The sequence below is a fragment of the Nocardioides sp. REDSEA-S30_B4 genome (genome assembly GCF_001627265.1).
Taxonomy (GTDB): domain Bacteria; phylum Actinomycetota; class Actinomycetes; order Propionibacteriales; family Nocardioidaceae; genus Nocardioides.
In genome coordinates, this window is the sequence record NZ_LUPI01000017.1 from 1 (window position 1) to 26,916 (window position 26,916).

Annotated in this window: 23 protein-coding genes, 1 tRNA gene and 1 pseudogene; 13 read left to right on the forward strand and 12 right to left on the reverse strand. The window is 70.8% G+C overall.

What is annotated here, in order from left to right; genetic code table 11:
- From A6R01_RS05110 to A6R01_RS05145, 8 genes are all read left to right on the forward strand, one after another.
- Positions 1 to 1,055: type ISP restriction/modification enzyme (locus tag A6R01_RS05110; RefSeq protein WP_366925090.1), on the forward strand; the 1,055-nt coding region annotated here is incomplete at its 5' end.
- Positions 1,052 to 1,723, forward strand: a complete 672-nt coding sequence (locus A6R01_RS05115; RefSeq protein ID WP_292604189.1) for a hypothetical protein — start codon at positions 1,052 to 1,054, stop codon at positions 1,721 to 1,723. The genes A6R01_RS05110 and A6R01_RS05115, both read left to right, overlap by 4 nt.
- Positions 1,716 to 2,528, forward strand: coding sequence for a hypothetical protein (locus tag A6R01_RS05120; RefSeq protein WP_292604190.1), 813 nt, complete (start codon positions 1,716 to 1,718; stop codon positions 2,526 to 2,528). The genes A6R01_RS05115 and A6R01_RS05120 overlap by 8 nt, the downstream gene beginning before the upstream one ends.
- Positions 2,525 to 3,733 (forward strand): DUF6361 family protein, encoded by a 1,209-nt coding sequence (locus A6R01_RS05125; protein ID WP_292604192.1) that lies wholly within the window; start codon positions 2,525 to 2,527, stop codon positions 3,731 to 3,733. Before A6R01_RS05120 ends, A6R01_RS05125 begins: the two co-directional genes overlap by 4 nt.
- Complete coding sequence (locus tag A6R01_RS05130) at positions 3,733 to 5,562, forward strand: phospholipase D family protein (protein WP_292604194.1); 1,830 nt, start codon at positions 3,733 to 3,735, stop codon at positions 5,560 to 5,562. The genes A6R01_RS05125 and A6R01_RS05130 overlap by 1 nt, the downstream gene beginning before the upstream one ends.
- Positions 5,559 to 8,726: a DEAD/DEAH box helicase gene (locus A6R01_RS05135; protein ID WP_292604196.1), complete on the forward strand. Its 3,168-nt coding sequence runs from the start codon at positions 5,559 to 5,561 to the stop codon at positions 8,724 to 8,726. Before A6R01_RS05130 ends, A6R01_RS05135 begins: the two co-directional genes overlap by 4 nt.
- A 196-nt stretch (positions 8,727 to 8,922) precedes the next feature.
- Complete coding sequence (locus tag A6R01_RS05140) at positions 8,923 to 10,362, forward strand: HNH endonuclease signature motif containing protein (protein WP_292604198.1); 1,440 nt, start codon at positions 8,923 to 8,925, stop codon at positions 10,360 to 10,362.
- Positions 10,363 to 10,590: 228 nt separating this feature from the next.
- On the forward strand, positions 10,591 to 11,244 hold the full coding sequence (locus tag A6R01_RS05145) for a phospholipid scramblase-related protein (RefSeq protein ID WP_292604200.1): 654 nt from the start codon (positions 10,591 to 10,593) through the stop codon (positions 11,242 to 11,244).
- Between the two features lie 29 nt (positions 11,245 to 11,273).
- Here the strand turns inward: A6R01_RS05145 and A6R01_RS05150 are convergent, their stop codons facing one another.
- The 6 genes from A6R01_RS05150 to A6R01_RS05175 form a co-directional block, all read right to left on the reverse strand.
- Positions 11,274 to 11,474, reverse strand: coding sequence for a hypothetical protein (locus A6R01_RS05150; protein ID WP_292604202.1), 201 nt, complete (start codon positions 11,472 to 11,474; stop codon positions 11,274 to 11,276).
- Positions 11,471 to 12,949, reverse strand: a complete 1,479-nt coding sequence (locus A6R01_RS05155) for an ADP-ribosylglycohydrolase family protein (RefSeq protein WP_292604204.1) — start codon at positions 12,947 to 12,949, stop codon at positions 11,471 to 11,473. The genes A6R01_RS05150 and A6R01_RS05155 overlap by 4 nt, the downstream gene beginning before the upstream one ends.
- Positions 12,946 to 13,806, reverse strand: coding sequence for a DUF6569 family protein (locus A6R01_RS05160; protein ID WP_292604206.1), 861 nt, complete (start codon positions 13,804 to 13,806; stop codon positions 12,946 to 12,948). Before A6R01_RS05160 ends, A6R01_RS05155 begins: the two co-directional genes overlap by 4 nt.
- Before the next feature lie 88 nt (positions 13,807 to 13,894).
- Positions 13,895 to 14,590, reverse strand: coding sequence for a hypothetical protein (locus A6R01_RS05165; protein ID WP_292604208.1), 696 nt, complete (start codon positions 14,588 to 14,590; stop codon positions 13,895 to 13,897).
- 633 nt (positions 14,591 to 15,223) lie between these two features.
- Positions 15,224 to 15,916 (reverse strand): hypothetical protein, encoded by a 693-nt coding sequence (locus A6R01_RS05170; protein ID WP_292604210.1) that lies wholly within the window; start codon positions 15,914 to 15,916, stop codon positions 15,224 to 15,226.
- Positions 15,917 to 16,077: 161 nt separating this feature from the next.
- Complete coding sequence (locus tag A6R01_RS05175; RefSeq protein ID WP_292604212.1) at positions 16,078 to 17,739, reverse strand: nuclease-related domain-containing DEAD/DEAH box helicase; 1,662 nt, start codon at positions 17,737 to 17,739, stop codon at positions 16,078 to 16,080.
- 172 nt (positions 17,740 to 17,911) lie between these two features.
- On the opposite strand from A6R01_RS05175, the gene A6R01_RS05180 reads away from it, so the two are divergent.
- On the forward strand, positions 17,912 to 18,421 hold the full coding sequence (locus tag A6R01_RS05180; protein WP_292604229.1) for an O-acetyl-ADP-ribose deacetylase: 510 nt from the start codon (positions 17,912 to 17,914) through the stop codon (positions 18,419 to 18,421).
- 146 nt (positions 18,422 to 18,567) lie between these two features.
- Here A6R01_RS05180 and A6R01_RS05185 read toward each other — a convergent pair.
- Positions 18,568 to 18,640 (reverse strand) — tRNA-Thr (locus A6R01_RS05185).
- 108 nt (positions 18,641 to 18,748) lie between these two features.
- On the opposite strand from A6R01_RS05185, the gene A6R01_RS05190 reads away from it, so the two are divergent.
- Positions 18,749 to 19,261 (forward strand): TspO/MBR family protein, encoded by a 513-nt coding sequence (locus tag A6R01_RS05190; protein ID WP_292604214.1) that lies wholly within the window; start codon positions 18,749 to 18,751, stop codon positions 19,259 to 19,261.
- Positions 19,262 to 19,296: 35 nt separating this feature from the next.
- Here A6R01_RS05190 and gdhA read toward each other — a convergent pair whose 3' ends face one another.
- Complete coding sequence (gdhA, locus tag A6R01_RS05195; RefSeq protein WP_292604216.1) at positions 19,297 to 20,643, reverse strand: NADP-specific glutamate dehydrogenase; 1,347 nt, start codon at positions 20,641 to 20,643, stop codon at positions 19,297 to 19,299.
- A gap of 70 nt (positions 20,644 to 20,713) precedes the next feature.
- A complete protein-coding gene (locus tag A6R01_RS05200) occupies positions 20,714 to 20,899 on the reverse strand; it encodes a hypothetical protein (protein WP_292604218.1) in 186 nt (61 codons plus the stop codon).
- A 101-nt stretch (positions 20,900 to 21,000) separates the two neighbouring features.
- Between A6R01_RS05200 and A6R01_RS05205 the strand changes: the two genes are divergently transcribed.
- The 3 genes from A6R01_RS05205 to A6R01_RS05215 all read left to right on the forward strand — a co-directional run bounded on the left by A6R01_RS05205 (position 21,001) and on the right by A6R01_RS05215 (position 23,883).
- Positions 21,001 to 21,951 (forward strand): LysR family transcriptional regulator, encoded by a 951-nt coding sequence (locus tag A6R01_RS05205; protein WP_292604220.1) that lies wholly within the window; start codon positions 21,001 to 21,003, stop codon positions 21,949 to 21,951.
- Between the two features lie 44 nt (positions 21,952 to 21,995).
- Entirely contained in the window at positions 21,996 to 23,345 is a 1,350-nt protein-coding gene (locus tag A6R01_RS05210) for a flavin monoamine oxidase family protein (protein ID WP_292604222.1), read from the forward strand.
- 142 nt (positions 23,346 to 23,487) lie between these two features.
- Entirely contained in the window at positions 23,488 to 23,883 is a 396-nt protein-coding gene (locus A6R01_RS05215; RefSeq protein WP_292604224.1) for a limonene-1,2-epoxide hydrolase family protein, read from the forward strand.
- Positions 23,884 to 23,952: 69 nt separating this feature from the next.
- On the opposite strand, the gene A6R01_RS05220 is transcribed toward A6R01_RS05215, so the two are convergent.
- From A6R01_RS05220 to A6R01_RS05230, 3 genes and pseudogenes are all read right to left on the reverse strand, one after another.
- Positions 23,953 to 25,518, reverse strand: a complete 1,566-nt coding sequence (locus A6R01_RS05220; protein WP_292604226.1) for an alpha/beta hydrolase — start codon at positions 25,516 to 25,518, stop codon at positions 23,953 to 23,955.
- Positions 25,519 to 25,521: 3 nt separating this feature from the next.
- Positions 25,522 to 26,682, reverse strand: a complete 1,161-nt coding sequence (locus A6R01_RS05225; protein WP_292604228.1) for a DNA polymerase III subunit delta' — start codon at positions 26,680 to 26,682, stop codon at positions 25,522 to 25,524.
- Positions 26,679 to 26,916, reverse strand: a pseudogene (locus tag A6R01_RS05230) (hypothetical protein); the annotation flags it as partial. The pseudogene A6R01_RS05230 and the gene A6R01_RS05225, both read right to left, overlap by 4 nt.

Genomic DNA, 26,916 nt, shown 5'->3' on the forward strand with positions numbered 1-26,916 from the left:
TGCCCGCGGCTTCCGCAACTACGACAACTACCGGCTACGCATGCTCCTCATCGGCGGAGGACTCGACACCCTCATCCCCACCTGAAGTACGAAGAGCCGCTTACCGGGTCGCTTCCTATCGCCCCTTCACTCGACAACGCCTCTATTTCGACCGAACGATGAACGACATGGTTTACCGAATTCCGTTGGCCTTCCCGAATGGTCAACTGCCGAATCTCGGATTCGCGGTTACTGGACCGGCTTCGCACTACGACTTCTGTTTGCTCGCAGCCGACGCCGTCCCGGACCTACACCTACTCGATACTGGCCAGTTTCTTCCTCGGTGGACCTACGAACTCGTTGATGAGAGCGGCGCCCTGGATCTGGGCGGCGACGGCGAGGTCATCGACGGATACCGCCGCATCGACAACGTCACCGACGAGGCGCTCAAGCGCTTCACCGGGGCGTACGGCTCGATCACGAAGGACGACATCTTCTTCTACGTCTACGGGCTGCTGCACAGCCCGGAGTACCGCGAGCCCTACGCGGCCGACCTGAAGAAGATGCTGCCCCGGATCCCGCTGGTCGAGGACCCGTGGCCGTTCGTGCAGGCCGGCCGCGACCTGTCCGAGCTGCACCTGGGCTACGAAACGGTGACGCCGTACCCACTCCACGGCCTCGACGCCCAACCCCCGGCCGGGACCGATCCTTACGACTTCTACCGCGTGCAGAAGATGGCGTTCGGCAAGGTCCGCGACCCCGAGACCAAGAAGCTCGTCGCCGACCGCTCGACCGTGACCTACAACAGTCGGATCACCCTGACCGGCATCCCCGAGGCGGCGTACCGCTACCAGCTCGGCTCCCGCTCCGCGGTGGAGTGGATCCTCGATCGCTATCAGGTCAAGACCGATAAGGCGTCCGGCATCGTCAACGACCCCAACGACTGGTCGAAGGAAGTGTCGGACCCGAGGTACATCATCGACCTGCTCGCCCGCATCGTCACGGTGAGCCTCGAGACCATGTCGATCGTCGACGCCCTCCCGGCGCTGGCGATCAGGAAGGATCAGCAGGGGTGAAGCCGAACCCGAAGGCGCTCGTCGCCGCTGGCCTGGAGAAGGCGCTCGTCGCGCAGGCACCGGTGGCCCGGGCCAACGTCGAGCGACTGCGACGCCTGCACCCGGACGAGTCCCCCACCGACCTGATCAATAGGATCCGCCGTACCTACCTCGCCGCGATCACCATGACCGGCGGCGCCGCCGGCGCGGCAGGAGCCGTCCCCGGGGCTGGCGTCCCGACGGCACTGGCCGATGTGTTGGCCTTTACCGAGGCCACCACCCTCTACGTGCTGTCGTTGGCCGAGATCCACGACCTGGACCCCGAGGATGTCGAGCGCCGCAAGCTGCTCGTCCTCACCGTGCTGCTCGGGGACAGCGCGATCACCGCCCTGGAGGCGACCATCCCCCGCACCGCGCCGTACTGGGCCCGGCTCATCGTGGAGCGGACGCCGATGACCGCGATCAACGCCGCCAACAGGGTGCTGGGGCCACGCTTCATCACCAAGTACGGCACCAAGCAGGGTGTGCTTGTGCTGAGCAAGCAGGTGCCGCTGGGCATCGGCGCGGGCCTGGGCGCCGGTGGCAACCACCTCTTCGGCCGGCTCGCCACACGATCGGCCCGCAAGATCTTCGGCCCGCCGCCTGCGACGTGGGCATTGCCGACCAAGGACGGAGCAGACGATGACTGACGAGGGCACCGCACCGCAGGCCCTGACCGCGGAAACACAGCCGGCGCCGTCGACCGGCTACGACCGTGAGGCCCTGATCCGCACCATCCTGGAGGCCGACGACTCACTGATGGGTCGCATCTACCGCTACGAGCGCGACGGCATGGCTCCGCAGGAGATCGCGAAAGCCGAGGGCAACCAGGGTCCCGCCTTCGTCTACAACTACCGCCTCCAGATCAACGCGATCGTCTCGGGAAAGGTGCCGGAGAGCGCATGGGCGGCGCGCAGCGTGGCCGCCAAGCTGCGCAGCTGGCTCAAGAATCTCGATCTCGATCCCCAGCTGCGCAGCGACCTGGAGAAGTTCGAGGCCACGGTGCGGAGTCGCGCCGAGGACCCCGAGGCTGAGGCCCAGGAGGTCACCAAGGCAGTCGCCAACACGGAGCAGGCCGAGAAGGTCGGCAAGCCTGGCATCTACGTCTACACGTTGCCGCACTACCTGAAGCACCCGGTCGACGAGGAGACCGGCAAGACTCTGTTGAAGGTCGGCCATTCCGCGAAGGACGCCCACTACCGCGCGGAGTCGGCCGGGCGGCTCACAGCCTTGCCAGAAGACCCTATCCTGCTCCGCATCTACCCCGCGGAAGCGTCCGCTGCTGTGGAGAAGGAGTTCCACGCCTGGCTGCGCGACGCCGACCACGCTGCGGGCCGCACGCGACGGGCGGGTTCGGAGTGGTTCGTGACGTCGACGAAGTTCCTCGACCGCATCGCCACCTCGCTCGGTCTTGAGATCCAGGTCGTCAACGCCATCGAGGGAGATCAGGCGTGAGCTCGACCTTCGGCTGGCTCGACCAGGACGACTCTCAGCGGGCGGCGATGACCGAGGTCATCAAGCTCTTCCAGGACGAGTCGAGCGTCGACGAGCTCGGTATCGGCCCCATCAGGGACAGCTTCTCCAACACCCTGTTCCCTGGCACCTCGGTGCTGCACACGAGGGTCCGCTACCTCCTCTTCATCCCGTGGCTGGTCAAGGACGTCGCGCGCCGCGGGCTCCCGCTGGACCGGGCCCGCGCTGAGCTGCGCAGCGGCGAGGTGCGGCTCATCCGCGCACTCCTCGCCGGCGGCATGAAGTCCGGGGTGATCGGCAGCCAGGCCCAGGACAGGTTGAAGACGATGCCGAGCCAGGTCTACTGGCCGGCGCTCCAGCGCTTCGACATCGTGACGTGGGATCGCAGCGTGCAGGGTCACCTTCGTCGAGCGGGATCGACGGTCCAGACCTTGCGGGACCTGGTGGAAGGCGACGTGGACCATGGTGGCCCGGACCTCGGCATCGACCCCTCGCTGCCGCCAGCACCCGAGGCGTGGCTCAAGGAGTGCACCTTCGACCTGACCAGCAGCGAGGCGGCGTACCTCCAGGAGGTCTTCGCGCGCCTTCCCGGGGGAAGCCTCTTGTCGTGGTTGGCGCCCCGCGCCCACGACGCGACCGGCGACACCGTCTGGGAGATCCCCTGCGCGGCGGAGCTGCCCCAGAGCCTGGCGGATCGTGTGGACCAAGCCCGTCGGCTCCACCACGCCTGGTACGGCGCGCCGGTGCTCTACAACCTGATGCTGGCCGAGCTGGCGGACCGTGACGACCTGGTCGACGGGTTCCGGGTCGAGCTCGAGACGTGGGAGTCAGAACTGCAGGACAGCGCGACGTTCGACGGCTGGGACCGCACCGCGTTCTGGTCGCTGGTCCGCGAACAGAACCCGCGTCTACGCGGGGCGACCCACATCTTCGTCGAGCGGTGGTTCGCCCTGGTGGAGTCCGGACAGCACGGGAGTGCCGACGCACAACGGCTCCTGCGCGAACGCGAGCTGCGACTCAAGGGCAAACGAGCAAGGCTCCAGTACGCCCAGGCACGCCAGACCTGGACGCCCGGCGCCGGGATGGGCCGGCTGGGCTACCGGTGGGGCGTGGCCAAGGCCTTCCTTGCAGACGTCGCCGAGGGTCTGCAGCTTGCTGCCCCGCAGCCGGCCGAGGCGGTGCTCTGATGCTCGCACCCGAGGACCGGCACCTCCTGACCGATGCACTGCGACCCCCGCCCGGCTTTCGCGTGGACGCAGCAGTCGCCACCACCTACACCCTCGACCTCTTCTCCCTGCTGCTCGCGCCGCTCGCGATGGCCGCCTACGACCACACCGAGGGAGACGCGTCCGCGCTCGACGCGGCCACCCCCCTCACGCTGCTGGAGTCGGTGCGTCGCCATGCCGAGCACACAGTCGTGCTGTGTCAGGCCGCCGGCATGCACGTGCCGCCGTCGTACCCGCGTCTGGCGGCGTTCGCCGAGGGCATCATGGCCGAGGTCCTGCCCCCGCCCGGAGCGACGTTCCACCCCAAGATCTGGGTCCTCCGCTTCGTCGACGCCGCGGGGACCCAGCACCACCGCTTCGTCTGCCTCAGCCGCAACCTCACCGGTGACCGCTCGTGGGACACGATCCTCGTCTGCGACGAGGACGCGTCCGCCTCGGCCCTCCTGGACGCCGCTCCCGTGGCGACCTTCGTCCAAGACCTGCTGTCCATGACGACCCGACCCCTCTCGGCAGGTCGACGGGCGCTGGTGGACGACCTCTGCCGCACCGTCGCCACGGCACGGCTCGGCGTACCCGCCCCCTTCACCCGGGCGGAGGTGCTCCCGCTGGGGACGCCCTCCGGTGGGTCCTGGCCGCTGCCCGAGCGCGCGGAGTCATGGTTGGTCATCTCGCCCTTCCTCACCGCGGGGGCGGTCCGGCAACTACCTCGCGCTCCCGGCCGGCGCGTCCTGCTGAGCCGGGCCGACTCCCTCGAGCAGGTGGGGCGCGAAGCGTGCGCGGGCATCGAGACGCGTGTGCTGCAGGCGATGGCCGACGCCGGCGACGTAGACGAGGTCTTGGACGACAGGGACGACGCGCAGCACGTGGTGACCACCGTGCCCGCCCGGGGTCTGCACGCCAAGATCCTCTGCTGGGACGACGGCAAGCAGGCTCACGTGGTGACCGGCTCGGCTAACTGCACGGGAGCGGCCTTCGGAGGCAATGTCGAGATGAGCGTGGTCCTCAGCGGACCACGGCACGCCTGTGGTCCTGACGCGGTGCTGGGGGACGAGAAGCGAGGCCTCGCGCACCTGACCCAGGCCTACGAGATCAGCTCGGCCGAGCCGAGCCAGGACGAGATGTACGACGTCGAGCGCCAGATGGAGCAGTGGCAAGCGGCCCTCGCCGAAGCTGGCCCGACCCTGGTCGCGACACAGGCAGGCGACTCCTACGACGTGGCGCTCCGCCTGACCCTGCCCCACGATCCCAACGGCCTGGCTTCTGTGACGACGGTGCGGCCCCTGGGGTTGGTCAACGCCCAGCCCCTCCCCGTCGACTCTGCCCCCTCGTGGCGGGGTGCGGCACTTCACGCGCTCTGCCCCTATCTCGCGGTCACCACCTCGGTGTCTCTCGACGGTGAGGAGCTGCTGCGCGAGTGCGTGATCCTGGTCGAGGTCGAGGGCGCCCCGACCGATCGGCTGCGGATCCTGCTGCGGGAGATGCTGGCGGACCCTGCCAAGGTCCTCGCCTACCTCGCCTTGCTGCTCGGCGACCTCGGCGCCGAGGACCTCCTCCGCAGGAGCGCGGACCTCCCGGATGGAGACAAGAGCCCAGGGTCCGCCGGGGGTCCCGGGTTCGACGACCTCGTGCTCCTCGAGCCATTGCTGCGAGCGGCGGCTCGTGACGACGACGCCCTCGAACGGGTCCAACGCCTGCTGGAGGACCTGCGGGGTGACGACGGATCGCCGCCGCCCCTGGACGAGGACTTCATGAGGTTGTGGCAGATCATCCGGGAGGCGACCCAGTCATGAGTTCTGCACAGGCGCCCGAACGTCCTGACCTCGAGCAGGAGCTGAGGGGACTCAAGGACTTCCAGCGCGCGAGCGTCGAGGCTGTCCATGCCCGGCTCTGGGACCCGGAGTCGCCCTCGCGCCGGTTCCTCGTAGCCGACGAGGTCGGTCTCGGCAAGACGCTGGTGGCGCGCGGCGTCATTGCGAAGACCATCGACCACCTGTGGCAGAAGGTGGACCGCATTGACGTCGTCTACATCTGCTCCAACGGGCAGATCGCGCGGCAGAACCTGCCGAAGCTCCGCGTCGGCGGTGACGGCGAGCGTCACGTGGCCGACCGGCTCACGATGCTCGCCTCCCAGCTCAGCCACCTCGAAGGCCGCAAGCTCAACTTCGTCTCGTTCACCCCGAGCACCTCATTCAACCTGAGGAGCAACGGCGGGAAGGCGGAGGAGCGGGTGCTGCTCTACCGGCTGGTGAAGATGGCCGATCCAGCGGTGCGTCCCGGCCCCTGGACACACTTCTTCCGCTGCTCGGCCAAGCACGAGGGCTTCAAACGGAAGGTGCAGGAGCACGACGACTCGACGATCGTCCCTGAGCTGGCGGAGGAGTTCGCGGTCATTCTTCGCGAACCGGGCACAGCTGGGATGTCACTCCTGGACGAGGTCTCCGCCTGCGTGGACGAGTTCCGCCGCGCCGGCCGCGTCTCGGGTGAGCTCAGCAGTCGTCGCTACGCGCTCATCGGCCGCCTGCGACGGGCGCTGGCCCGAGCAGCCGTGAAGCGGCTCGAGCCTGACCTGGTGATCATGGACGAGTTCCAGCGGTTCAAGGACCTGATGTCCGACGACGGCGAGGGCGCGGAGCTGGCCCGCGAGCTCTTCGACCACGCGGACTGCCGGCTCCTGCTCCTGAGCGCCACACCGTTCAAGATGTACACACTGCCCGAGGAACCCGAGGGCGACGACCACTACGATGACTTCATCGACACCGTCCGGTTCCTGGCGGGCGCGGACGGTGCGGCACAGGTCCGGACCCACCTGGCCCGCCTGCGGGCTGCCCTCTTCGCCGGTGATCTGGAGAAGGCACAGGTCGAGCGTGACGGCGCCGAGCGGCTGCTGCGCAGGGTCATGTGTCGCACCGAGCGACTGGCCACCACGCCCGACCGTGACGGCTTCGTGAGCGAGCGGTCCTGGGACCACGCCGCCCTCGCCCCGGACGACGTCCGCGACTTCCGCCGCCTCAGCCAGGTGTCGCGCGTCGTGGGAGGGCAAGACCTGCTGGAGTTCTGGCGCTCCTCTCCGTACGTCCTGGAGCTGATGGAGCAGTACAAGGTCAAGGAGAAGCTGCTCCACCACGACCCCGCCGATCCGTCACTCGTGGCTGCGATGCAGACCGACGGAGGTCAGCGCCTGGCGTGGGAAGAGATCCGCCGGTACGCCGCCATCGACCCCGGCAACGCCAAGATGCGCGGGCTCGTGTCCGATGTACTCGACCGGGGCGCCTGGCAGCTGGTCTGGATCCCGCCGTCACTCCCCTACTACGAGCTTGACGGCCCGTACGCCGATCCGGAGCTGACGAGCTTCACGAAGCGGCTGATCTTCTCCTCGTGGGCCGTTGCGCCGAAGGCCATCAGCACGGTGGTCAGCTATGAGGCGGAGCGACGGATCAGCGAGCTCGCGCGGCAGAGCAGCACCTCGAGCGGCTATGCGGAGTACGACGCCACCCGCCCTTCGGGCAGGTTGACCTTCAACCGGACCGACGGTCGCAACGCAGGAATGCCGACGCTCGGATTGATCTATCCGAGCGTGGCGCTCTCGCGCGCTGGTGACCCTGTCGGCGTGGCGCGAGACCTTGGCAGGCCCTTCCCGCTCGCGTGGGCGACGCTCGAGGACGAGGTACGTCGTCGCGTGCGTCTGCTTCTCGACACCCTGCCGCCCGGGTCCGATTCAGGCCCGGTCGACGAGCGGTGGTACTGGGCCGCCGGCGCCCTGCTGGACCGTCGGGAGGACGCCGACCTGATGGGCGTGCTCGGGTACGGCTTCGAGTACGAGGAACATGATGACCATGGTGGCTTCGACGACCATCGGACCGAAGCCATCGCGATCGCCGAAACAACCTTGGGCCGCCGTCCTGGTGACCTTGAGGATGTCGTCGTCCTGCTCGCCATCGGCGGCCCGGGCAACGCAGCCCTGCGTAGCCTGGCCCGATTGTCTGGTGGCGAGGAGGCATTCGCGGACAAGGCTCTGCGAGCTGCCGCAGCTGACATGTCCTGGGCCCTGCGAAACCTCTTCAACAAGCCAGAGATCATGGGCATCGTCGGCGGCGCGGACGCCGCGTACTGGCAGAGCGTGTTGATGCACTGTGTGCACGGCGGGCTGCAGAGCGTGCTGGACGAGCATGTCTACCTGCTGGCCCAGATGGGCGACCAGGGAGATCGCGCAGCGTGGGCAGAGGCTGTCGCGAGAAAGTTCGACGAGGCGGTGTCACTGCGCACTTCCGCGCAGACCTTTCATGACCTGTCGATCAGGACGAAGAAGGTCGTCGCCACGACGCACCGCACCCGCAGCCACCTCGCCGTGCGCTTCGGCCGCGGCATCAGCGAGGACGACAAGAGCGTGATGCGCGAGGGCCAGGTCCGTGCGGCGTACAACTCGCCGTTCTGGCCCTTCGTCCTCGCCTCCACGTCTGTAGGCCAGGAGGGACTGGACTTCCACCAGTACAGCCATGCGGTCGTGCACTGGAACCTCCCGGCGAACCCGGTCGACCTGGAGCAGCGCGAAGGACGAGTCCACCGATATCAGGGCCACGCCGTGCGGAAGAACGTCGCCTACGTCTACGGCGCCCGCGGCGAGGTGGCCCGATCCGCCAACCCGTGGGCCACCATGTTCGAGCTCGCTGCGGCCGACCGCCCAGCAGGCATGAGCGAGATCTACCCGTCGTGGGTCCCACCGCTCGAGGGTCCGGCCCGGATCGAGCGGTATGTCGCGGCCCTCCCGCTGAGCAAGGAGAGCCACGCCCTCCGCAGGCTGCTCCGCACCGTCGGCGCTTACCGGATGGTGCTTGGTCAGCCGCGGCAGGCGGACCTGCTGCGCTACTTGGGTGAACGTGACATCGACGCCAGCGACCTGGCGATCAACTTGGAGCCTGAGCTGTTGACGGAAGACTCCGAGGGACGACCCCGCTGAGGGCAGTCGACTCGCGATGCCGGCTGGCTGCGGCAGCCTTCTTCGGTGGCTCACAGGTCGACCACCGACCCTTGTCGATCGAACACGCGTTCGATACGATGTGACCATGCTCCCTGCCCCGCCGTAGCCCCTGGCGGACCCGGCTGCGCGCTCCGAGACCCAGGTCCTGGACCGGGTCGCCGACGTCGCGACCGCGATGCAGCGCGCGGGGGCCGAGCTGCTCGCGCTGGCCTACGAGTGGGCCGTTGCCCACCCCGCTGACCGGTTGGACCCCGCGGAGTCGGGCAAGCCCGGGCGGGAGAAGGCCACGCTCTACGGCGGGGAGGGGACCCCTCAGGTCACCGAGTTCGCGGCCGCCGAGTTCGGGGCCCGGATGGGACGCGGCACCCACGCCGGACGCCGCCACATCGCCGCCGCACTCGACCTCAAGCTCCGACTGCCCCGCACCTGGGCCCGGGTCCAGGCCCTCGAGGTCCGCGACACTTTCGCCATCCACGTCGCCGAGGCCACCCGCAACCTCACTGCGGCCGAGGCAGCCTGGGTCGACGAGGAGACCCACGAGCAGGCAGACGGCCGCATCCCCTGGACCCGTTTCCAGACCCTCGTGGCCGGCAAGGTCACCGTCGCCGCGCCCCACCTCGCCCGCGAACGCGAGGAACGCGCCGCCCGCGCCCGCTTCGCCAAGAAGCTGACTCCGCTGCCCGGCGACCAGGCAGCCGGCATGGCCATCTTCATGATCCGCGCACCCCTGCCCATCATCGACGCCCTCGACGCCGCGATCACCACGCTGGCTTCCCGCATCGAGCAGACGCTGCCGGCCTCGGTGACTGAGGCCGAGGACGCGCCCACCGCCGACGACCTCCGCGTCCACGCCGTCGCGCTGCTCGCCGGAGGACTCGCCACGAAAGGCTCCGACTCCACTTCCGACCTGCCCGACCTCGCCGAGCTGGACGTGCGCGGCCTGCTGCCCGCGACCACGCTGGTGGTCCACCTCTACGGCGGCACCCACCACACCGACCCCGAGACCGGTGAGCAGATCACCGTCCCGCCCGGCCGCGACCACGACGAGACCGGCCAGCCGCTCGACCACGTCGCGCGCATCGACGGCCACGGAGCCGTGTCCGAGACCTGGCTCCGAGAGGTCCTCGGCCCCCACACCCACGTCCAGGTGCTCCCCGTCCTCGACATCGACGGACTCGCCCCCGTCGACGCCTACGAGGTCCCCGCCCGACACCGCCGAGCCGTCCAGCTCCGCCACCCCGTCGAGACCTTCCCCTGGGGCCACGCCGCCTCCACCAGCCGCCACGTCCAGATCGACCACGAGATCCCCTGGTCCCGAGAACCCGGCGGCGGCGCGACCGACGTGGCCAACCTCGGCCCCCTCCACACCTTCCACCACCGCCTCAAGACCCACGGCGGCTGGCAGGTCCGCGAACCCTTCCCCGGCATCCACCTCTGGCGAGACCCCCACGGCGGCATCCACCTGCGCGACGCCACCGGCACTCGCTACCTCGACAACCCCGCCGAGGTCCCGCCCGACCCGATCTCACGCTCCGACGAGTGGTGGAACTTCCACGACCCCGACGGGTGGTGGCACGACCCCGACCTCGTCGAGCAGCACCTCGCGGCCGCCTGACGCGGGCCTACATGGTGCTGTCTCAACGTTCCCAACATCAGGCGAGCACCCGCTGAGCCGGGGCGCTAACGTGCCGAGCATGACCGGTCTTTCACCTCCGAGCTGGCACCCGGATCCCTTCGGCCGGCACGACTTGCGCTACTGGGATGGGGGGGGAGATGGACAGAGCACGTGTCGTCCCGCGGTCTCCAGGGCACCGATGCTCCCGTACCGGATGCGAGACCCGCCGTGGGCAAGGCGAGCGTCCGGCGCGATGTTGAGCGGGCAGGTGTGCTGGACGGCCGGTCGGGCGGCGGCACGTTGTTCACCGAGCCCGTGCTGGTGGTGAACCAGAAGCCCAAAGTCTTCGACAGCCGATCCGAGTACCTGGTTTACGACCGGAACGGGGTCACCCTCGGAACCGTGCAGCAACTGGGTCCGGGCGTGCTCAGGGCCGCTGTGACGCCCACTGTTCGCCATCGACGTCGACGTCTCAGGGTCTTGGATCAGCACGGTCGACTCGTCCTTCAGATCACGCGGTCTGCGGCCGTCGTGAAGTCGACGGTGACGGTGCACGATGCCAGTGGGCAACTGATAGGTCAGGTCGTCCAGAAGTCCATGGGCATCGTCGGGAACGTCAAGTTCGTACTCCAGTCGCAGGGCCAAGATCTCGCCACGCTCGAAGGCGAGGGATGGAGCACCTGGGACTTTGCCGTGAAGGATGGCCTGGGGTCGGAGGTCGCCCGCATCACCCGGGGTCGTGGTGGCCTGGCGACTTCGCTCTTCCGCGACAGCAAGCGGGACAAGTACGTCGCCGAGATCTCCGACCTTCCGCAAGGGCCTCTCCGCACTCTCGCGGTGGCGTCATGCATCGCAATCGACACTGCCTTGCGAGATTCCTGAGCGCGCGAGCCGTCGCGATCTCACGCGCCCTACCCCAGCCGGGGCCGCACCGCGTCCGGAGCCGCACGGCTCGCGCCAGCGGCTCGCAACCACCAGTCCAGAGCGTCCTCGGCGTAGGCGACGCACGCGATCGGGCGAGCCCGGCGGATCGCGTCTTGAGCCTCGATCGGGTCCCAGCCGATCCACAACCGCGGGGCGACCTGGCTGATGTTGGCGTGGGTGGGGTTCATGAGGGTGATCCGTTCGTGGAGGCGTCGAGGCGACGCAGGGAGTCGAGGAGCCAGCCCTGCGGCCGGGCGCCGGGGAGGACGGCGGTGACCTCGCGCAGCGCGCGCTCGAGGGGTACGCCGTCGAGCACCGCGACGCGGGCAGCGACCGTCGGCGTGCGGCTCTGGCCGGCCACGCAGTGCAGGTAGACCCGGTGCCCGGCGTCGCGCAGGCGCAGCACTGTGCGCGCCGCGTCGTCGATGACGAAGTCGACGTTGGGGTTGTCGGCCGGGACCGAGTCGAGCAGTCGCACCTGGTGGCTGACCAGATCCAGCGCTTGGTCACCGCCCACCCGGCACAGGCTCACCACCGCATCGACCTCGGCCGGCAGCCGGTCGAGACCCCGGACGTCGCCGATCCACACGTCGCGGACGAGCGGGTGCGGGACGCAGGTGCCGGCGGCCTCCCACTCGGCGTACTCCACCCGCGCGGCCGTCGGCCACCCGCGCCCGTCCGGGCGGCCGCCGCGCACAGCCAGCATCGCCGCCGCCACGAGCGCCGACGCACCGGACTCGTGCCCGGCCAGCGGCAGGCCCCAGCCGTGCAGCGGCGCCTGCCACTCCTGCGGCACCGCGCTTGCTCCCCAGCGGGCGCCGAGGAGCGCTCCCGCGATCGCCGCGACCGTGTCGGTGTCGTGGCCGATCCCGATGGCGGTGGCCAGCGCGTCCTGCAGGTGGCGGCACGGCATCGCCTCGGGCACGGAGGTGTGGGTGATCGCGGACCACGCGGCCTGGAGGGCGCCGACGACCCAGCCGTTCTCGGCGAACGCCGACGGCGGCCTCGTCTCCGCCTCGGCGAGGATCGCGGCCCATTCGACGTGCGAGCCGTCCAGGAGCGGCACGACGTCCCCGGCCGTCGGGAACGAGCCGTGCAGCACCGCGTGTCGGATCATCAGGCACCACAGGGCCGCCCCATCGCCGGCCATCGGGTCGTGGTGGGTCAGCGCGCTCACGAGCCGAGCAGCCTCGACCAGCGCGGGCGGGTCGTCGAGGTGCGCCAGAGCCACGGGAGCGGTGCGCATCAGCGAACCGTTTCCGGCCGAGCGACCGCCGCTGCGCTCGTGCACCGTCGCCGCGGCCGCCGCGAGCTGGGCCGCGGTGGCGTCACGGCCGGCCAGTCCGAGCACGTGGGAGGTCTGGATGCCCACGTCGGCCGGCCCGCCGGCGTACCACGCGCAGAAGCCGTCGGCGATGGCGTCGAGCGCCTCGGTCGTGCGCAGGTCGGCGCCGGTCATGGTGACCCGGGCGATCGCGACCGCCTGCGCGGTGTCGTCGGTCCACTCCCCCGGAGCGAAGCCGCCGAGCCCGCCGCCGATCATCGCCGGCCACCCGTCGTACGCCGCCGAGCCGAACTCGTAGCCCGCCCCCAGCGCGTCCCCCACCGCCGAGGCGAGCAGGACGCCGCAGGCGCGGTCCATCTGTGCCGACGTGAGCCTCATCGTCCCACTCCGACCAGGAGCGGGTGCTGGACGTGCGTGATCCGCGTGTGCACGTGGTGGCCCTGCCACGTCAGGGACGCGGCGTCGAGGTGCTCGCTGGCGCCGCGGGTGCGCTCGGCGATGCCGGCCGGCTCGGTACGCCGCGGGCGGACCCGGTCGAGCCGCTCGACGAACCGGCGTGCCCGCCGACCCGGCGTCGCCTCGGCCGGGGCGAAGCGCGCGTCGAGCGCAGCCGCCTCGAGCAGCGCCGGCAGCTGGGCCCGCAGCCGAGCCGAGGAGTCGAAGACCTCCGCGACGTACGGCTGCCCACCGATCCCGATCAACACCCCCGACTGTCCCGGCAGCGGCCGCAGGCCGGCCCACAGCGCGCGCTCGGCGTCGGCGAGGTCGAGCCGGTCGACGAAGCTGTCGGTGGACAGCCCCTCGAAGCCGCGGGTGTGCTCGGCGACCCGGCGCCACACCTCCCCCTGGACGTCGTGGCCCCGGCGCACCGAGTCCGCGACGTACGGCGTCGCCCGGCGTCCCCGCGAGTGTTGTGTCGAGGTGCCGCCCCAGCGGCCCTGCTCGACGCAGGCCACCTCGACGGGCACCTGCTGGTGCACGCCGACCATCAGCGAGTGCCGCGACATCCGGTGCTGCCAGCCGCCCTCGAAGAGCTGACCCTCCAGCACCAGCGCCGGCCGGTCCTCGACGTTGCCGACCATCAGGGTCTCGACCTGCGGCCCGTCGGGCGACTCGGTGACGTGCAGCCCGCGGCCGCCCATCGTGTAGCGGCGGTAGCCGCTGGTGGCGCTCCACAGCGGGAACACCGTCATCGCGCCCCGGGTGACCCCGCGGCCCACGTGCAGCTCGATCATCGCTGCCTCCTCTCTCCGGCCCCGGGTGGGCCGACGGGAGAACAGTGCGCCGAGGCGCCCTCAACGGGCCCTTACCCAGGTAATCGGCTCACTGGAGCTCGGGAGGCAGGTCGTCCCAGGTGATCGTGCGGGTCAGCCGGACGAGGTAGTGGCCGAGCTGGTCGTTCTTCTCCAGGTTCATCCACCGCTCGTCGTTGACCTTCTTCCGCACCGCACCGAGGGTGACCTTCACGTTGGCCTCGGTCGTCCCGAGCTTGGCGGCGGCCGCCGCGGCGAGATTGGACGGCGGGGGCTGCTCGGTCATCAGGTGGTGGAAGGTCACGGCCATCACCCGCCGTTGCATGGGTGTGAGCGACGCGCTGGCGCCCGGGTAGGCGGTGCGGAACTCGGGCTCGCGCGAGACACCCTCCGCATCGCTGGCCAGGGGCAACCCCTCGCCCTGGCCAGCCCCGATCACCACGGCGATCCGGACATAGTCGTCGAGCTCGGGGAACGCGATCAGCGACTGACCCGGCTGCAACGCCACGATGGTGCGCCCGCGGAACGTGACGTCGTCGAGGTACTTGCTACGCATCGTCGCTCGCGCCCGCCCCAGCTGCACCAACCACCCCTGCTCGTAGGGCAGGAACCGACACAACCGGCTCGGCACCCACGAGTCGGGGATGTGGATGCCGGCGCCCGGCAACCTGCCGACCGACACGCGCTCGTGCGAAGGCAGCGCCCACGCCCCGCGCACCGTGTCGGCGACCTTGAGGCCGACGCGGCCGTCGTACAGCGGCTCCATTCGATCAGACTAGACGCCGTGCACTCTCCGTTCAGTGGGCGGGAACTCGCAAAGCAAAGACACAGCAACTCGCTGCGGCACATCATTCGCTCAGGCATCCCGACGAGGAGTTGGTGACATGGTGTTGATGCATTCGGTTCCCTGGATGGAGCCGGGATCGGGCGGCGAAGACGACGTCGAATGGCACATGTGGAAGACCCGACAATGGCCTTATCAGGACCTCGAGGACGGCCTGTCCTACTTCTCTGTCACAGGTGGCGGTCCGCAATTCGGGAGAGTGATGTCGGAGTGCCGGATGGAACACCTCGTGAAGGCGCCGTACGCCAATCATGAGGAGGCCTGGGGACTCTTGCGAACTGGCTTGCCTGCCGCTGAACGCGCACGCCTGGGCCTGCGAGACAAGAACCAGTTTCTACGCAACGTACACCCGCGCGGCCCCGCTAAGTGGACACCTTCTCGCTTTCGTTGCACGCCATGTCCGAGATGTTGACGTCCCCCGACCTGACGACTTCAAGTTCAGACCGAACGGCTGGGGGTGGGTGGAAAGTCCCTCGTGGTGAACTCGCCCTCAAGCGGAAGGAATGCTTGCAGCCCGGCTACCGTCCACGATGGCAAGCCAGCGAGACCCGAAACTCAGCGCTCGATGCCGCAGTCGGCGCAGCGCTCGTGCGCACTCTCGCCCCAGAAGACGCAGCCGCCGAGCAACACATCTTCTCGCTCGGCGGCTTCGAAGGTCTCGGGAGTCGGGAGGCCGTAGACGACGGGACGCCAGCGGTGCTGCGCGGCATCACAGGTCTGACCTGCAGCATGACCCAACGCGAGGTGGACGGGGACGACGTACGCGTCGTGGTCGGAGAGGCGTCCTCGCTCGTCGGAAGCGACGACGCGCTCGGCCCGCTCAACGACGCTCGCGAGCGAGACGGCGACGTGATCGATGCTCGCCTGTGTGTCGCCCGCCGCGAGCAGCCCGACAGTGACGACCTGGAGCCCCAGCCTGGCCACGGCGTCCTCGATGGCCGCCCGGCCGCCCGTGCTGCCGGCCCAGTCAGTGCCCTGCATGGCGTGGTTCCAGTCGCCGCCCCACACGTCGACCCCGCTACCCGCGATCGCGCGGCAGGCAGCCTCGGTCCGTTCGGCCTGGCTGTCGCCTGACCACGGGGCAGCCCCACCGCTGCTGCGCCACGGCAGCACCGAGGAGCAGAACCGCCAGCCCTCGTGCTCGGCAACCGCTGAGGCCGGATGAGGTGACGGCTCAGGGGCGAGCGTGCGCGCCGCCACTGCCGCGTACCGCACGCCCTCACGGATCTCCGCCTCCGACAGGTGCACCGACCACGGACCCAGGTCCAGACCCTCGGGCACCTCGGTCAGCAGCAGGACGTCGCACCCCAGGGAGGCCAGAAAGTCGCGTTGCCGCGGACCCGAGCGACCGTCGAGGTTCCAGGTCCCGATCCTGAGCGACCCAGACTCCGGGCGCTCCTCGCCTGTCGTCACCCCGAGATCCCGAGCCGCCGCGAGACCTCGTCCCCACCGATCCGCCGCACGACCTCGGGGTCCCCGACCACGACGAGCACGTCGGTGGCGCGTGACATCCCGACGTACAACCGCTCCCGGGCCCGGTCCCGCCCGCCGGCCTCGTTGACGCACAGCACGACACACGCGCGCTCGAGGCCCTTCGAGCCCAGGACGTGGCCGTAGAAGACGTCCTCGCCCTCCCAGAACGACCGCCAGTAGGCGACCTTCCCGTGCCGCTCGACCTGTGCCATCTGCTCGGGGTGGCGGTGGCCGGTGGTCAGCAGCGCGATCCGCGAGGGGTCCCAGCCCTCGTCCATCAACGCCTCGACCTGGGAGTCGGCGACGTCGATGGCGTCCTCGCTGGCAGCGGCCACGAACCGCACATCGGCGCCCGACCCGCCCCGGGCCTGCATCCGCGAGGGCGCGAGCGGGCCGAACGCGTCGTAGATCTGCTTGGTGTTGCGCAGATTGTGGTCCAACACCAGCGGCACCAGCTGCACCGGCGGGCGACCGAACCGCGCGAAGAGCCGCTGGTTCTCGTCACTGAACACGAACACCCCACCGGCCTCCTCGTCCCGCAGCGCCCCCAGCACCGAGGCCCACCACGAGTCGGCGAAGTCCTGCGCCTCGTCGACCACGACAGAGTCGAACCGGTGCCCCTCCGCCAGACCGGCCGCCTGCTCGGCCATCAGCCGCGGCAGCTCGGACTCCCAGAACGCCGGGTCGTCCTCGGAGCCCATCTCCAGACCCCACAGCCGGCCCAGCTCCTCATACGTGCCCACGAACGCCGGCCGGTGCCGCCGGTCCCACCCCGCGACGACCCGCTTGAGGTACTCCGCCAACCCGATCGAGTAGCACAGCAGCGCCACCCGCTCACGTCGCGCCCCCTCCCCCACCCCGCGGGTGAGGTCCTTGGCCTTCTGCAGCGCCAGCACCGTCTTCCCGCTGCCCGCTCCCCCGCGCACCTCGACCCGGCGCAGCAGCCGGGTGACCTGCAGGATCACCATCTGCTCCTGCGTCAGCCGGTCCGCGGTCGCCGCGCGCTCCTCGGCGTCGGCGTTGACGTCGTACGACGGCCGCGACCGCCCCGCCAGGATCTCCGCCACGAGCTCGACGTCGTCGTGGTTGGGCGTCCACCGCCCGTGCGCCAGGCCCCACCCGTTGGTCCGCACCCGCTCCGGCAGGTCCGCAATGTCACCGCGGTCGTGGAACCCCCACCGCGGCAAATCCGGCACCGAGAACCCCTCGGGCAGCTCGGTGTGCGGCAGCACCACCCCGTGGGAGAACGCCACCTGCTCTCGGCTGCCCCACCGCGGGTCGGCCTCGACGTACCGCCTGACCGCGTGCTTGCCCTCCCGCGCCTGCGTCACCGGGTCGCACCGCTCGACCTTCTCGCCGCGCTTGATCCACCACCCGTCGTCCTCCAGCCAGACCGACCCTCCCTTGACCTCCAAGCACACGAACCCCGCCTCCGGGACCAGCACCAACAGGTCGATCTCGTGGTCCTTCACCTCGTCGGTCAGCCGGACGTTCGCCATCACCACGCAGTCACCCGGCAGCCCGTCGCGCAGCCGCTCCCACACCTGCCGCTCAGACTCCGTGACGAACGTCGGCTCCTCCGGAATGCAGCGCGCCATGGCGCCAACCTAGGCGCGTTGTCGGTGCTGTGGCTGAAGATGCAGCCATGGAACTCGAACGGTGGGTCTGCGACTTCTGCGGCACCCGCGGCCACACCGAGCCCGGCCAACCGAGCGAGACCGTGCTGTGCCCCGCCTGCGGCGAACCCGTGACGAGAGAGAGCTGGTGACCATGCCGTACGCCGAGGTCGTCGCCGTCCGAGGCGACATCACCACCCAGGACGTCGACGCGGTCGTCAACGCCGCCAACCGCCGCATGCGCGGCGGCGGAGGCGTCGACGGCGCCATCCACGCAGCCGGCGGCCCCGACGTGCTCGCCGACTGCGTACGCCGCTTCCCCCACGGCCTCGCCACCGGCGACGCCGGCTGGACCACCGCCGGCCGGATGCCAGCCCGGTGGGTCATCCACACCGTCGGCCCCAACCACTCCCGCGGCGAGACCGACCGGGAACTGCTGACCTCCTGCTACCGCCGCTGCCTCGAGGTCGCCGACGAGGTCGGCGCCGAGACCGTCGCGTTCCCGCTCATCAGCGCCGGCGTCTACGCCTGGCCCCTTGAGGACGCCGTCGACGCCGCCGTCATCACCCTGCGCACCACCCCTACCGGCGTGCGTGAGGCCCGGATCGTGGCCTACGGCGAGGGGACGCACCGGGTAGTGACCGCGCGCCTCGAGCAGGGATGACGAGCCGAGCCACCATTCCGAGGTCACCGTGTCGCTGACCGGAGTGCGGGTGACGCGGCAGGTGCGATGCACACACTCCGGACGCGCCATCCCCGGATGCGCGAAACCCCTGGCCCGCGTCTCCGCAGGTCAGGGGCCTGTAGCGGAGCCGCCTGTCGGAATCGAACCGACGACCTAGTCATTACGAGTGACTCGCTCTACCGACTGAGCTAAGGCGGCGTGCTGCCCTCGGGCAACCCGAGGAAGTATAGGGAGCCGGTCGCGAGGCACGAAAACGGCGCCCGGTCGGGTGGTGAGCGGGTCCCCCGGCCCGGGCAGTGTCGAGACATGGCCAGCACCGCGACCGATCCTCGTCACCGAGTCACCGACCGACCCACCGGGCGGAGCACCTGGTGGGCGCTGGCCGCGTTCCTGGTGGCGACGGCAGTGGCCGCCGGGCTCGGTGGGGCCGCCTCGTCCTCGGCCGGCTCGGAGTACGAGTCGCTCGAGCTGCCGTTCTTCGCGCCGCCCTCGTGGCTGTTCGGGCCGGTGTGGTCGGTCCTGTACGTCGCGATCGGCGTCGCGGGCTGGCTGGCCTGGCGGCGTACCGGCTCGGACGTGGCCACCGGGTGGTGGGTCGGCCAGCTGGTGCTCAACGCGGCGTGGACACCGATCTTCTTCGGCGCCGGCACCTACGGCTGGGCGCTGGTGGAGATCGCCGCGCTCCTGGCGGCGATCAGCGTGACCATCGTGCTCTTCCGCAACCGCAGTCGCGCCGCGGCCTGGCTGATGGTTCCCTACCTCGGCTGGGTCGCCTTCGCGACCGCGCTCAACGCGTCGATCTGGTGGTTGAACCGGTAAGGCCTCGGTTTCGAGACTGCTCGACCACCGGGACGTCAGACCACGCCCAGCGCGAGCATCGCGTCGGCCACCCGGACGAAGCCTGAGATGTTGGCGCCGGCGACGTAGTCCCCGGGGCGGCCGTACTCCTCCGCGGCGCCCGCGCACCGCTCGTGCACGCCCGCCATGATCGTGCGCAGCCGGTCCTCGGTGTGCTCGAACGTCCACGAGTCGCGGGAGGCGTTCTGCTGCATCTCCAGGGCCGAGGTCGCCACGCCGCCGGCGTTCGCCGCCTTCCCGGGCGCGAACAGCACGTCGCGCTCGGCGAACACGTCCACGGCCTCGGGCGTGCACGGCATGTTGGCACCCTCGGCGACGGCGACCACGCCGTTGTCGGCCAGAGTGCGGGCCTCGCCGCCGTCCAGCTCGTTCTGCGTAGCGCACGGCAGCGCCACCTCGCAGGGCACCTCCCACACCGAGCCGCCCTCGACGAAGCGCGCCTTCGGCCGCTGGGCGGCGTAGTCGGAGACCCGGCCGCGGTCGACCTCCTTGACCTGGCTGAGCAGAGGTACGTCGATGCCGTCCTCGTCCACCACGTAACCACCGGAGTCCGAGCAGGCGACCACGTGGGCACCCAGGGCCGTCGCCTTCTCGATCGCATAGATGGCGACGTTGCCCGAGCCCGAGACGACCACCCTGCGCCCGGACAGGGACAGGTCGCGGGTGCGGAGCATCTCCTCGGTGAAGTAGACCAGCCCGTAGCCGGTCGCCTCCGTGCGCACCTGGGAGCCGCCGAAGGCGAGACCCTTGCCCGTCAGGACACCGGACTCGTAGCGGTTGGTGATCCGCTTGTACTGGCCGAAGAGGTAGCCGATCTCCCGACCGCCCACCCCGATGTCGCCGGCGGGGACGTCGGTGTACTCCCCGAGGTGCCGGTAGAGCTCGGTCATCATCGACTGGCAGAAACGCATGACCTCCGCGTCGCTGCGACCCTTCGGGTCGAAGTCCGACCCGCCCTTGCCGCCACCGATCGGCAGCCCGGTCAGCGCGTTCTTGAAGACCTGCTCGAAGCCGAGGAACTTCACGATCCCGAGGTAGACCGTGGGATGGAAGCGCAGGCCGCCCTTGTAGGGGCCGAGCGCGGAGTTGAACTCCACGCGGAACGCCCGGTTCACCTGGACCTGGCCGGCGTCGTCGTTCCACGGGACCCGGAAGATCAGCTGGCGCTCGGGCTCGCAGATGCGCTCGATGATCGAGGCGTCGACGTACTCCGGGTGCTTGCGCACGACCGGGCCGAGCGTCTCCAGCACCTCCAGCACCGCCTGGTGGAACTCCTGCTCACCGGGGTTGCGCGCCAGGACGACGTCGTAGTGGGGGGCGATCAACGAGTCGAGGTCGGCCATGGACGCACTGTAGGCGTCCGTGACCGACCTCGTCGGGTGGGGCCGCCGGACGGCCCGTGACTGCCGCGACTCAGGCGGCGACCATCTCGCGGTTCTCGCCCTTCGCGGCGCTGCGGAGCGCGGTCTGCGGAGCGCCGCACCAGCACTCGAAGGTGACCTGGGTGCCGGCGTCGGTGCGGGTGGCGCCCGTGATCATCGACGGGAAGATGAGCTGCGTGCGGTCGCAGGCGGAGCAGTCGTGGGTGAACATGAACATGGGGACCTCCTCGGAGTCTGATCGGGTGACGAGGTCAATTCTGACTCACCGGTAAGAACAGGGGTAGCCTGTCTTTCCAGCCGGTTCTCAAGGATTTTCCTATGCTTTCTGTGCACCAGCTCACATGCTTCCTCGCCGCCTACGAGCACGGCTCCCTCACGCGCGCCGCTGAGCACCTCGGCTACGCCCAACCCTCGGTCTCCGAGCAGATCCGCGCGCTGGAGAAGACCCTCGGCGTCGAGCTCTTCCGCCGGGTCGGCCGCGGCGTCGTCCCGACCACGGTGGGGGACACCCTGCGCCCGTACGCCGAGAAGGTGCTCGCCTCTATCGACGAGGCCCGCCAGGCCGTGCAGTCGGTGAAGTCCTTCGAGACCGGGACGATCCGCTTCGGGATGTTCGGCATCGCCCGGTTGTACGCCGGCGCCGGACTGATCGCCGACGTGCTCACCCGCTACCCCGGCGTCCGGGTCGAGCTGGTCGGGCAGAACTCCGCCGAGGTCATGGAGGAGCTGCGCCGCGGCCGGCTCGAGGCCGCGATGCTGGCCGTCTCCACCGTCGAGAGCGAGGGCATGGACGTCACCCCCGTGGCCCGCGAGGAGCTGGTCTACCTCAGCGCCGAGCCCGCCCGCCTCGAGACGCCGGTGACCGCCCACCGCCTCTCGCTGGCCACGCTGGTGATGTCGGAGACGACCTTCCGCGCGACCGACTCCACCCGCGCCACCCTGCGCCGGATGCTCCACGAGACGGGCCGCAACCCGGCCACCCGCATCGAGGTCGAGGACATCGAGACCGCCGTCGAGCTGGTCGGCCTCGGGCTCGCCGACACCGTCATCCCCCTCGGCGCTGCCCAGCAGCTCGTCCCCCGCCTCGCCCCGAAGGCCGGCTGGGTGTCGCTGCGACCGCGGCAGTTCGACACCTTCGCGATCGTGCACCGCAAGGGCGCCGTCCTCTCCCCCGCCGCGCGGCTGATGATCGAGCTCGCCACCACCCGGATGCAGGAGATCGCCGAGGCCACGGCGTCACGGCACCCGGCCACGCCGTCGGCCACGTAGCCTGCGAGCGGGCCCCGGGCACAGCACCGACGACAGGAGAGCGCATGAGCTGGGACGTCGTCGTCGTGGGCGCCGGTCTGTCCGGGCTCGCGGCCGCCCGAGCCGTCGCCTCGGAGGGCCGCTCCGTCGTGGTCGTCGAGGCCCGGGACCGGGTCGGCGGTCGCACCGAGGGCGGCGCGCTCGCCGACGGGCAGTGGATCGAGCTCGGCGGGCAGTGGGTCGGGCCCACGCAGGACCGGATGTACGCGCTCCTCGACGAGCTCGGGCTGCGGACGGTGCCGACGTGGAACGACGGCGACATCGTGTTCGGCCTCGGGCGGCGTACCGGGCGGTTGGCGGGACGCAAGGGGGCGGTCCCCCGTCTCAACCCCGTCGCGCTCGCCGACCTCGCGCAAGGCGTCACCCGCTTCGGGCGGCTCGCGCGGCGCACTGACCTCGACGCCCCGTGGGCCACCACGGAGGCGGACCGGCTCGACGAGCAGACGCTGGCGACGTGGGTACGCCGCAACCTGCGCACCCCGCAGGCGCGGGCCTACTTCGAGCTCTACTCCGAGGCCGTCCTGGCCTGCCGGCCCGCCGACGTCTCGCTGCTGCACGCGCTGTTCTACACCCGCTCCGGCACCGACATGGACACGCTGATGGCCGTCGACCGCGGCGCCCAGCAGGACCGCATCGAGGGCGGGTCGGTGCTGATCTCCAAGCGGATGGCCGAGGGCCTCGACGTGCGGCTCGGGCAGCCGGTGGCGTCGGTGGAGCAGGACGCGACCGGGGTCGACGTGGTGACTCGCGACGGGGAGCGCTTCCGCGGCTCGCGGGTCGTCGTGACGCTGCCTCCCACGTTGGCCGGCCGGCTGCGCTACGAGCCGCTGCTGCCGTCGCGGCGCGACCAGCTGACCCAGAAGCTGCCCGCCGGTTCGGTCATCAAGGTCTACGCCGTCTACCCGCGGCCGTTCTGGCGCGACGAGGGCCTCAACGGCCAGGCCGGCTCGGACCGGGGCCCGGTCAAGGTCGTCTTCGACAACACCCCGCCCGGCTACGACCGCGGCATCCTGATGTGCTTCCTCGAGGGCGCCGCGGCGCGCGAGTGGTCCGGGCGGACACCGGCCCAGCGGCGTACGGCCGTGGTCGAGTGCCTGGTGCGCTACTTCGGCCCGCAGGCCGCCGAGCCGGTGGAGTACGTCGAGCGCGACTGGACCGCCGAGGAGTTCACCCGCGGCTGCTACGGCGCACACTTCGCGCCCGGCGTGTGGACCGGCCTCGGCGACGCGCTGCGTGAGCCGGTCGGTCGAGTGCACTGGGCGGGCGCGGAGTGCTCGCCGGTGTGGAACGGCTACATGGAGGGCGCCGTGCTCTCCGGCGAGGCCACGGTGCGGGAGGCGCTGGGGCTGCTGTGACGACCGGGGCAAGGTTCATCGGCCGGCCGATAGGCCTTGCCCCGGGACGACGGAGCTCCATCGGCCCGGGTCAAGGTACGCCGGCCGGCCGATGGACCTTCCCACGCGAGGCCCCACCCGCCGCCGCCCCTAGGCTGGCCACATGAGCGAGCCCGTCTCCGTCGTCACGACCTTCCTCGACGCCTTGGCCGCGGGCGACTCCCGCAGCGCCCTGGACCTCCTCGACGTCGACATCGAGTGGCGCAACACCGGCCTGCCGACCCTGCGCGGGCGCCGGGCCACCGGTGCGCTGATCGGCATGGAGAAGCGCGGGGTGGGCTTCGGCTACACGATGCACGCGGCCGCCGCCGAGGGCGACGTCGTGCTCACCGACCGCACAGACTGGTTGACGCTCGGCCGCTGGCGCTCGGAGTTCTGGGTGCGCGGCACCTTCACGCTGCGGCACGGCAGGATCGCGGTCTGGGACGACGCGTTCTCGATGGGCAACTTCGCCGGCGCCTCCGCGCTGGGGCTGGTGCGGGTGGTCCTGCCGCGGTAGCGGTCGGGGTCTCGAGACGGCGCTGGCGCGCCTCCTCGACCGCCGACGGGCTCGACCAGCGGTGGGCGATCAGCAGGACGTGCCGTCGGCGGGCACGGTGCCCTCGAGCAGGTAGTCCTCGATCGTGGAGTCGATGCACTCGTTGCCGGAGTTGTACGCCGTGTGGCCATCGCCGTCACGACTCAGCAGCACCCCGCTGGCCAGCTGGTCCGCCAACGACTCGGCCCACTCGTACGGCGTGGCCGGGTCGCGCGTGGTGCCGACCACCAGGATCGGGGCGGCTCCCTCGGCCCGGATCTCCGGCGCCTCCTCGACGGCCTGCCGGGTGTCGCCCACGCAGCCGATGAGGCTCCACGCGAACACCTCGCCCAGGGTCGGCGAGACCTCCTCGAAGACCGGGATCTGCTCGCGGATCTCCTCCACCGACGCACCCCCGGGGTCGTCGAGGCAGTTGATGGCGTAGATCGCCTCGGCGGAGTTGTCGGAGTAGGAGCCGTCGGGCTCGCGCGAGGCGTAGAGGTCGGCGAGCTCCATCAGCGCGCTGCCGTCGCCGTCGAAGGCGTCCTGCAGCGCCTGGGTCAGCAGGAACCAGTAGTCGCTGACGTAGAGCGGGGTGATGATCCCGTAGAAGGCGTTGCCGACGGTCAGGTCGCGGTCGCCCGCGGGCAGCGGCTCGGCGTCGACCTCGTCGAGGAAGGTCGCGATCCGCTCCAGGCCGGCGTCGACGGAGTCGCCGAGGAAGCAGCCGCCACCGTCGACGCAGTCGCCGACGTAGGCCTCGAGCGCCCGCTGGAAGCCCTCGGCCTGGCCCAGGGTCAGGTCACGTGAGGACGCCGAGACGTCCACGGCACCGTCGAGGACGAACCGGCCGACCGTGTCGGGGAACAGCTCGGCGTAGGTCGCCCCGAGCTTGGTGCCGTAGGACGCGCCGAAGTAGGTGAGCTCGGACTCCCCCAGCGCCGCGCGCAGGACGTCCATGTCGCGGGCGGTCTCGACGGTCGTGACGTGCTCGACCAGCCCGTCGGAGCGCTCGAGGCAGCCGGCGAAGAAGTCCTCGAGGTCGGCACGGGCCTCCTCGACCTCGGCGGTCGTGTCGGGCGCCGGGTCGATCGAGAGGAACGCGTCGAGCTCCTCGTCGCTCACGCAGTCGACCGGGTCCGAAAAGCCGGTGCCGCGCGGGTCGAAGCCCACGATGTCGTAGCGCTGGTAGAGCGCCGGGCGGAAGGCCACGCCGGCGGCCGCGGCGTACGACGTGCCGGGGGCGCCGGGGCCACCGGGGTTGACCACCAGTGAGCCGATCCGCTCCGCGGGACGCGTGGCGGGCAGCTTGAGCAGGGCGATGCCGACGGTGTCGCCGTCGGGGTCGGTGTAGTCGACCGGGACGGTGAGCGTCGCGCACTCGAGGTCGTCGTCGCGCTCGCAGGGGCTCCAGTCGAGCTCCTGGCCGTAGAACGCGTCGAGCTCGGGCGAGGGCGCATCGGTCGCACCGGGCTCGGGCGTCGTGGTGGGCGCCGGCCCGGACGAGCGCCCGGTGTCGTCCCCGCCGAAGAAGAGGGTGAGCGCCACGCCGAGGCCGGCCAGCACCATCGCGAGGGCCACCACGGCGGCCACCACCCGGGTCGTCGTCGTGGACACGGTCTACCTGCTTCCCTCGGGCACCTTCAGCGCCACCATCATGGACTCCAGCGCCAAGGGCACCGGCACGTTGAACTCCAGCATCTGCTCGCGCGCCTCGAAGACCCACGCGATGCGGCGCAGGTTGAGCTCGGGGGTGGAGGTGCGCACGACCTCCTCGACGTCGGGCCGGATCTCCTCGTTGACCAGCTGCCCCGGCGCCCGGCTCGCGAGCGCGATCGCGTCGCGGTAGACCGAGACGAGGTCCATCAGGCTGCGGTCGACCACGTCGAGCACCCGCCGCTTGGCGCGGCGCTTCTGGTCGTCGGTCATCTCACGCAGCGCGGAGGCGTACTCCCGCGGGCGGCGCCCCTTGTCCTCGTAGCCGAACGCACGGTCCAGGTCGGCCTTCTCGCGCTGGTCGAGGTCGGCGGTGATCGCCTCCGCCTCCTCCTTCGCCACGTCGGCGAGGTTGGTCGCGGCCTGCATGCAGGCGCCGATGCTGGTCAGCCGCGCCGGCAGCGAAACGACCTCGCGGCGCCGGTTGCGGGTCGCCTCGTCGGTCGCCAGCGCCTTGGCACGGCCGATGTGGCCCTGGCTGGCGCGGGCGGCGTACGACGCCAGCGACTCGGCCACGCCCTGCCGGCGCACCAGGAAGTCGGCCACCTCCGGCGCGGTCGGCGTCGCGAGCGAGACCAGACGGCAGCGGCTGCGAATCGTGGGCAGGACGTCCTCGACGGTCGGCGCGCACAGCACCCACACGGTCCGGTCCGCCGGCTCCTCCACAGCCTTGAGCACGGCGTTGCCCGAGGAGTCGTTGAAACGGTCGGCGTCCTCGACCACGATCACCTGCCAGCGCTGGCTGACCGGGCTCATGGCGGACTTGCGCACCATCTCGCGGGCGTCCTTCACTCGGAACTGCACCGACTCCGTCGACACCCGGGTCACGTCGGGGTTGGAGCCGGCCAGGGTGGTGATGCAGGCGTTGCAACCGCCGCACCCGGCCGCGGGCCCGGGGCCGTTCTCGCACTGCAGCGCGGCGGCGAAGGCGATCGCGGCGTTGGAGCGGCCCGATCCGGGCGGGCCGGTGAGCAGGAACGCGTGGGTCATGCCCTGCCCGGACGCGGCGGCCCGCAGGGTCTCGATGACCGGCTTCTGGCCGACCAGGTCGTCCCAGACGCTCATGCGGGGGCTCCTGGGTCTCGAGGCTCGGCCGTGGCCGGCCTCGCACCTCGACCCGCGGTGGGGGCCGTGGCCGGCCTCGCACCTCGACCCGCGGTGGGTGCCGTGGCCGGCCTCGCACCTCGACCCGCGAGGATGCCGTCCACGCGCTCGCGAATCGCGCCGGCGATCTCCTCGATCGGGGCCCGGGCGTCGAGCACGAGGTAGTGGTCGGGGTCAGCTGCGGCCATGCGCGTG

Excerpts from the sequence above, each read along its gene's own strand:
- A6R01_RS05120 (WP_292604190.1), top strand. The coding sequence starts at position 1,716 with ATGACTGACGAGGGCACCGCACCGCAGGCCCTGACCGCGGAAACACAG.
- A6R01_RS05130 (WP_292604194.1), top strand. The coding sequence starts at position 3,733 with ATGCTCGCACCCGAGGACCGGCACCTCCTGACCGATGCACTGCGACCC.
- A6R01_RS05135 (WP_292604196.1), top strand. The coding sequence starts at position 5,559 with ATGAGTTCTGCACAGGCGCCCGAACGTCCTGACCTCGAGCAGGAGCTG.
- A6R01_RS05140 (WP_292604198.1), top strand. The coding sequence starts at position 8,923 with ATGCAGCGCGCGGGGGCCGAGCTGCTCGCGCTGGCCTACGAGTGGGCC.
- A6R01_RS05150 (WP_292604202.1), bottom strand. The coding sequence starts at position 11,474 with ATGAACCCCACCCACGCCAACATCAGCCAGGTCGCCCCGCGGTTGTGG.
- A6R01_RS05155 (WP_292604204.1), bottom strand. The coding sequence starts at position 12,949 with ATGAGGCTCACGTCGGCACAGATGGACCGCGCCTGCGGCGTCCTGCTC.
- A6R01_RS05160 (WP_292604206.1), bottom strand. The coding sequence starts at position 13,806 with ATGATCGAGCTGCACGTGGGCCGCGGGGTCACCCGGGGCGCGATGACG.
- A6R01_RS05165 (WP_292604208.1), bottom strand. The coding sequence starts at position 14,590 with ATGGAGCCGCTGTACGACGGCCGCGTCGGCCTCAAGGTCGCCGACACG.
- A6R01_RS05175 (WP_292604212.1), bottom strand. The coding sequence starts at position 17,739 with ATGGCGCGCTGCATTCCGGAGGAGCCGACGTTCGTCACGGAGTCTGAG.
- A6R01_RS05180 (WP_292604229.1), top strand. The coding sequence starts at position 17,912 with ATGCCGTACGCCGAGGTCGTCGCCGTCCGAGGCGACATCACCACCCAG.
- A6R01_RS05190 (WP_292604214.1), top strand. The coding sequence starts at position 18,749 with ATGGCCAGCACCGCGACCGATCCTCGTCACCGAGTCACCGACCGACCC.
- gdhA (WP_292604216.1), bottom strand. The coding sequence starts at position 20,643 with ATGGCCGACCTCGACTCGTTGATCGCCCCCCACTACGACGTCGTCCTG.
- A6R01_RS05200 (WP_292604218.1), bottom strand. The coding sequence starts at position 20,899 with ATGTTCATGTTCACCCACGACTGCTCCGCCTGCGACCGCACGCAGCTC.
- A6R01_RS05205 (WP_292604220.1), top strand. The coding sequence starts at position 21,001 with ATGCTTTCTGTGCACCAGCTCACATGCTTCCTCGCCGCCTACGAGCAC.
- A6R01_RS05210 (WP_292604222.1), top strand. The coding sequence starts at position 21,996 with ATGAGCTGGGACGTCGTCGTCGTGGGCGCCGGTCTGTCCGGGCTCGCG.
- A6R01_RS05215 (WP_292604224.1), top strand. The coding sequence starts at position 23,488 with ATGAGCGAGCCCGTCTCCGTCGTCACGACCTTCCTCGACGCCTTGGCC.
- A6R01_RS05225 (WP_292604228.1), bottom strand. The coding sequence starts at position 26,682 with ATGAGCGTCTGGGACGACCTGGTCGGCCAGAAGCCGGTCATCGAGACC.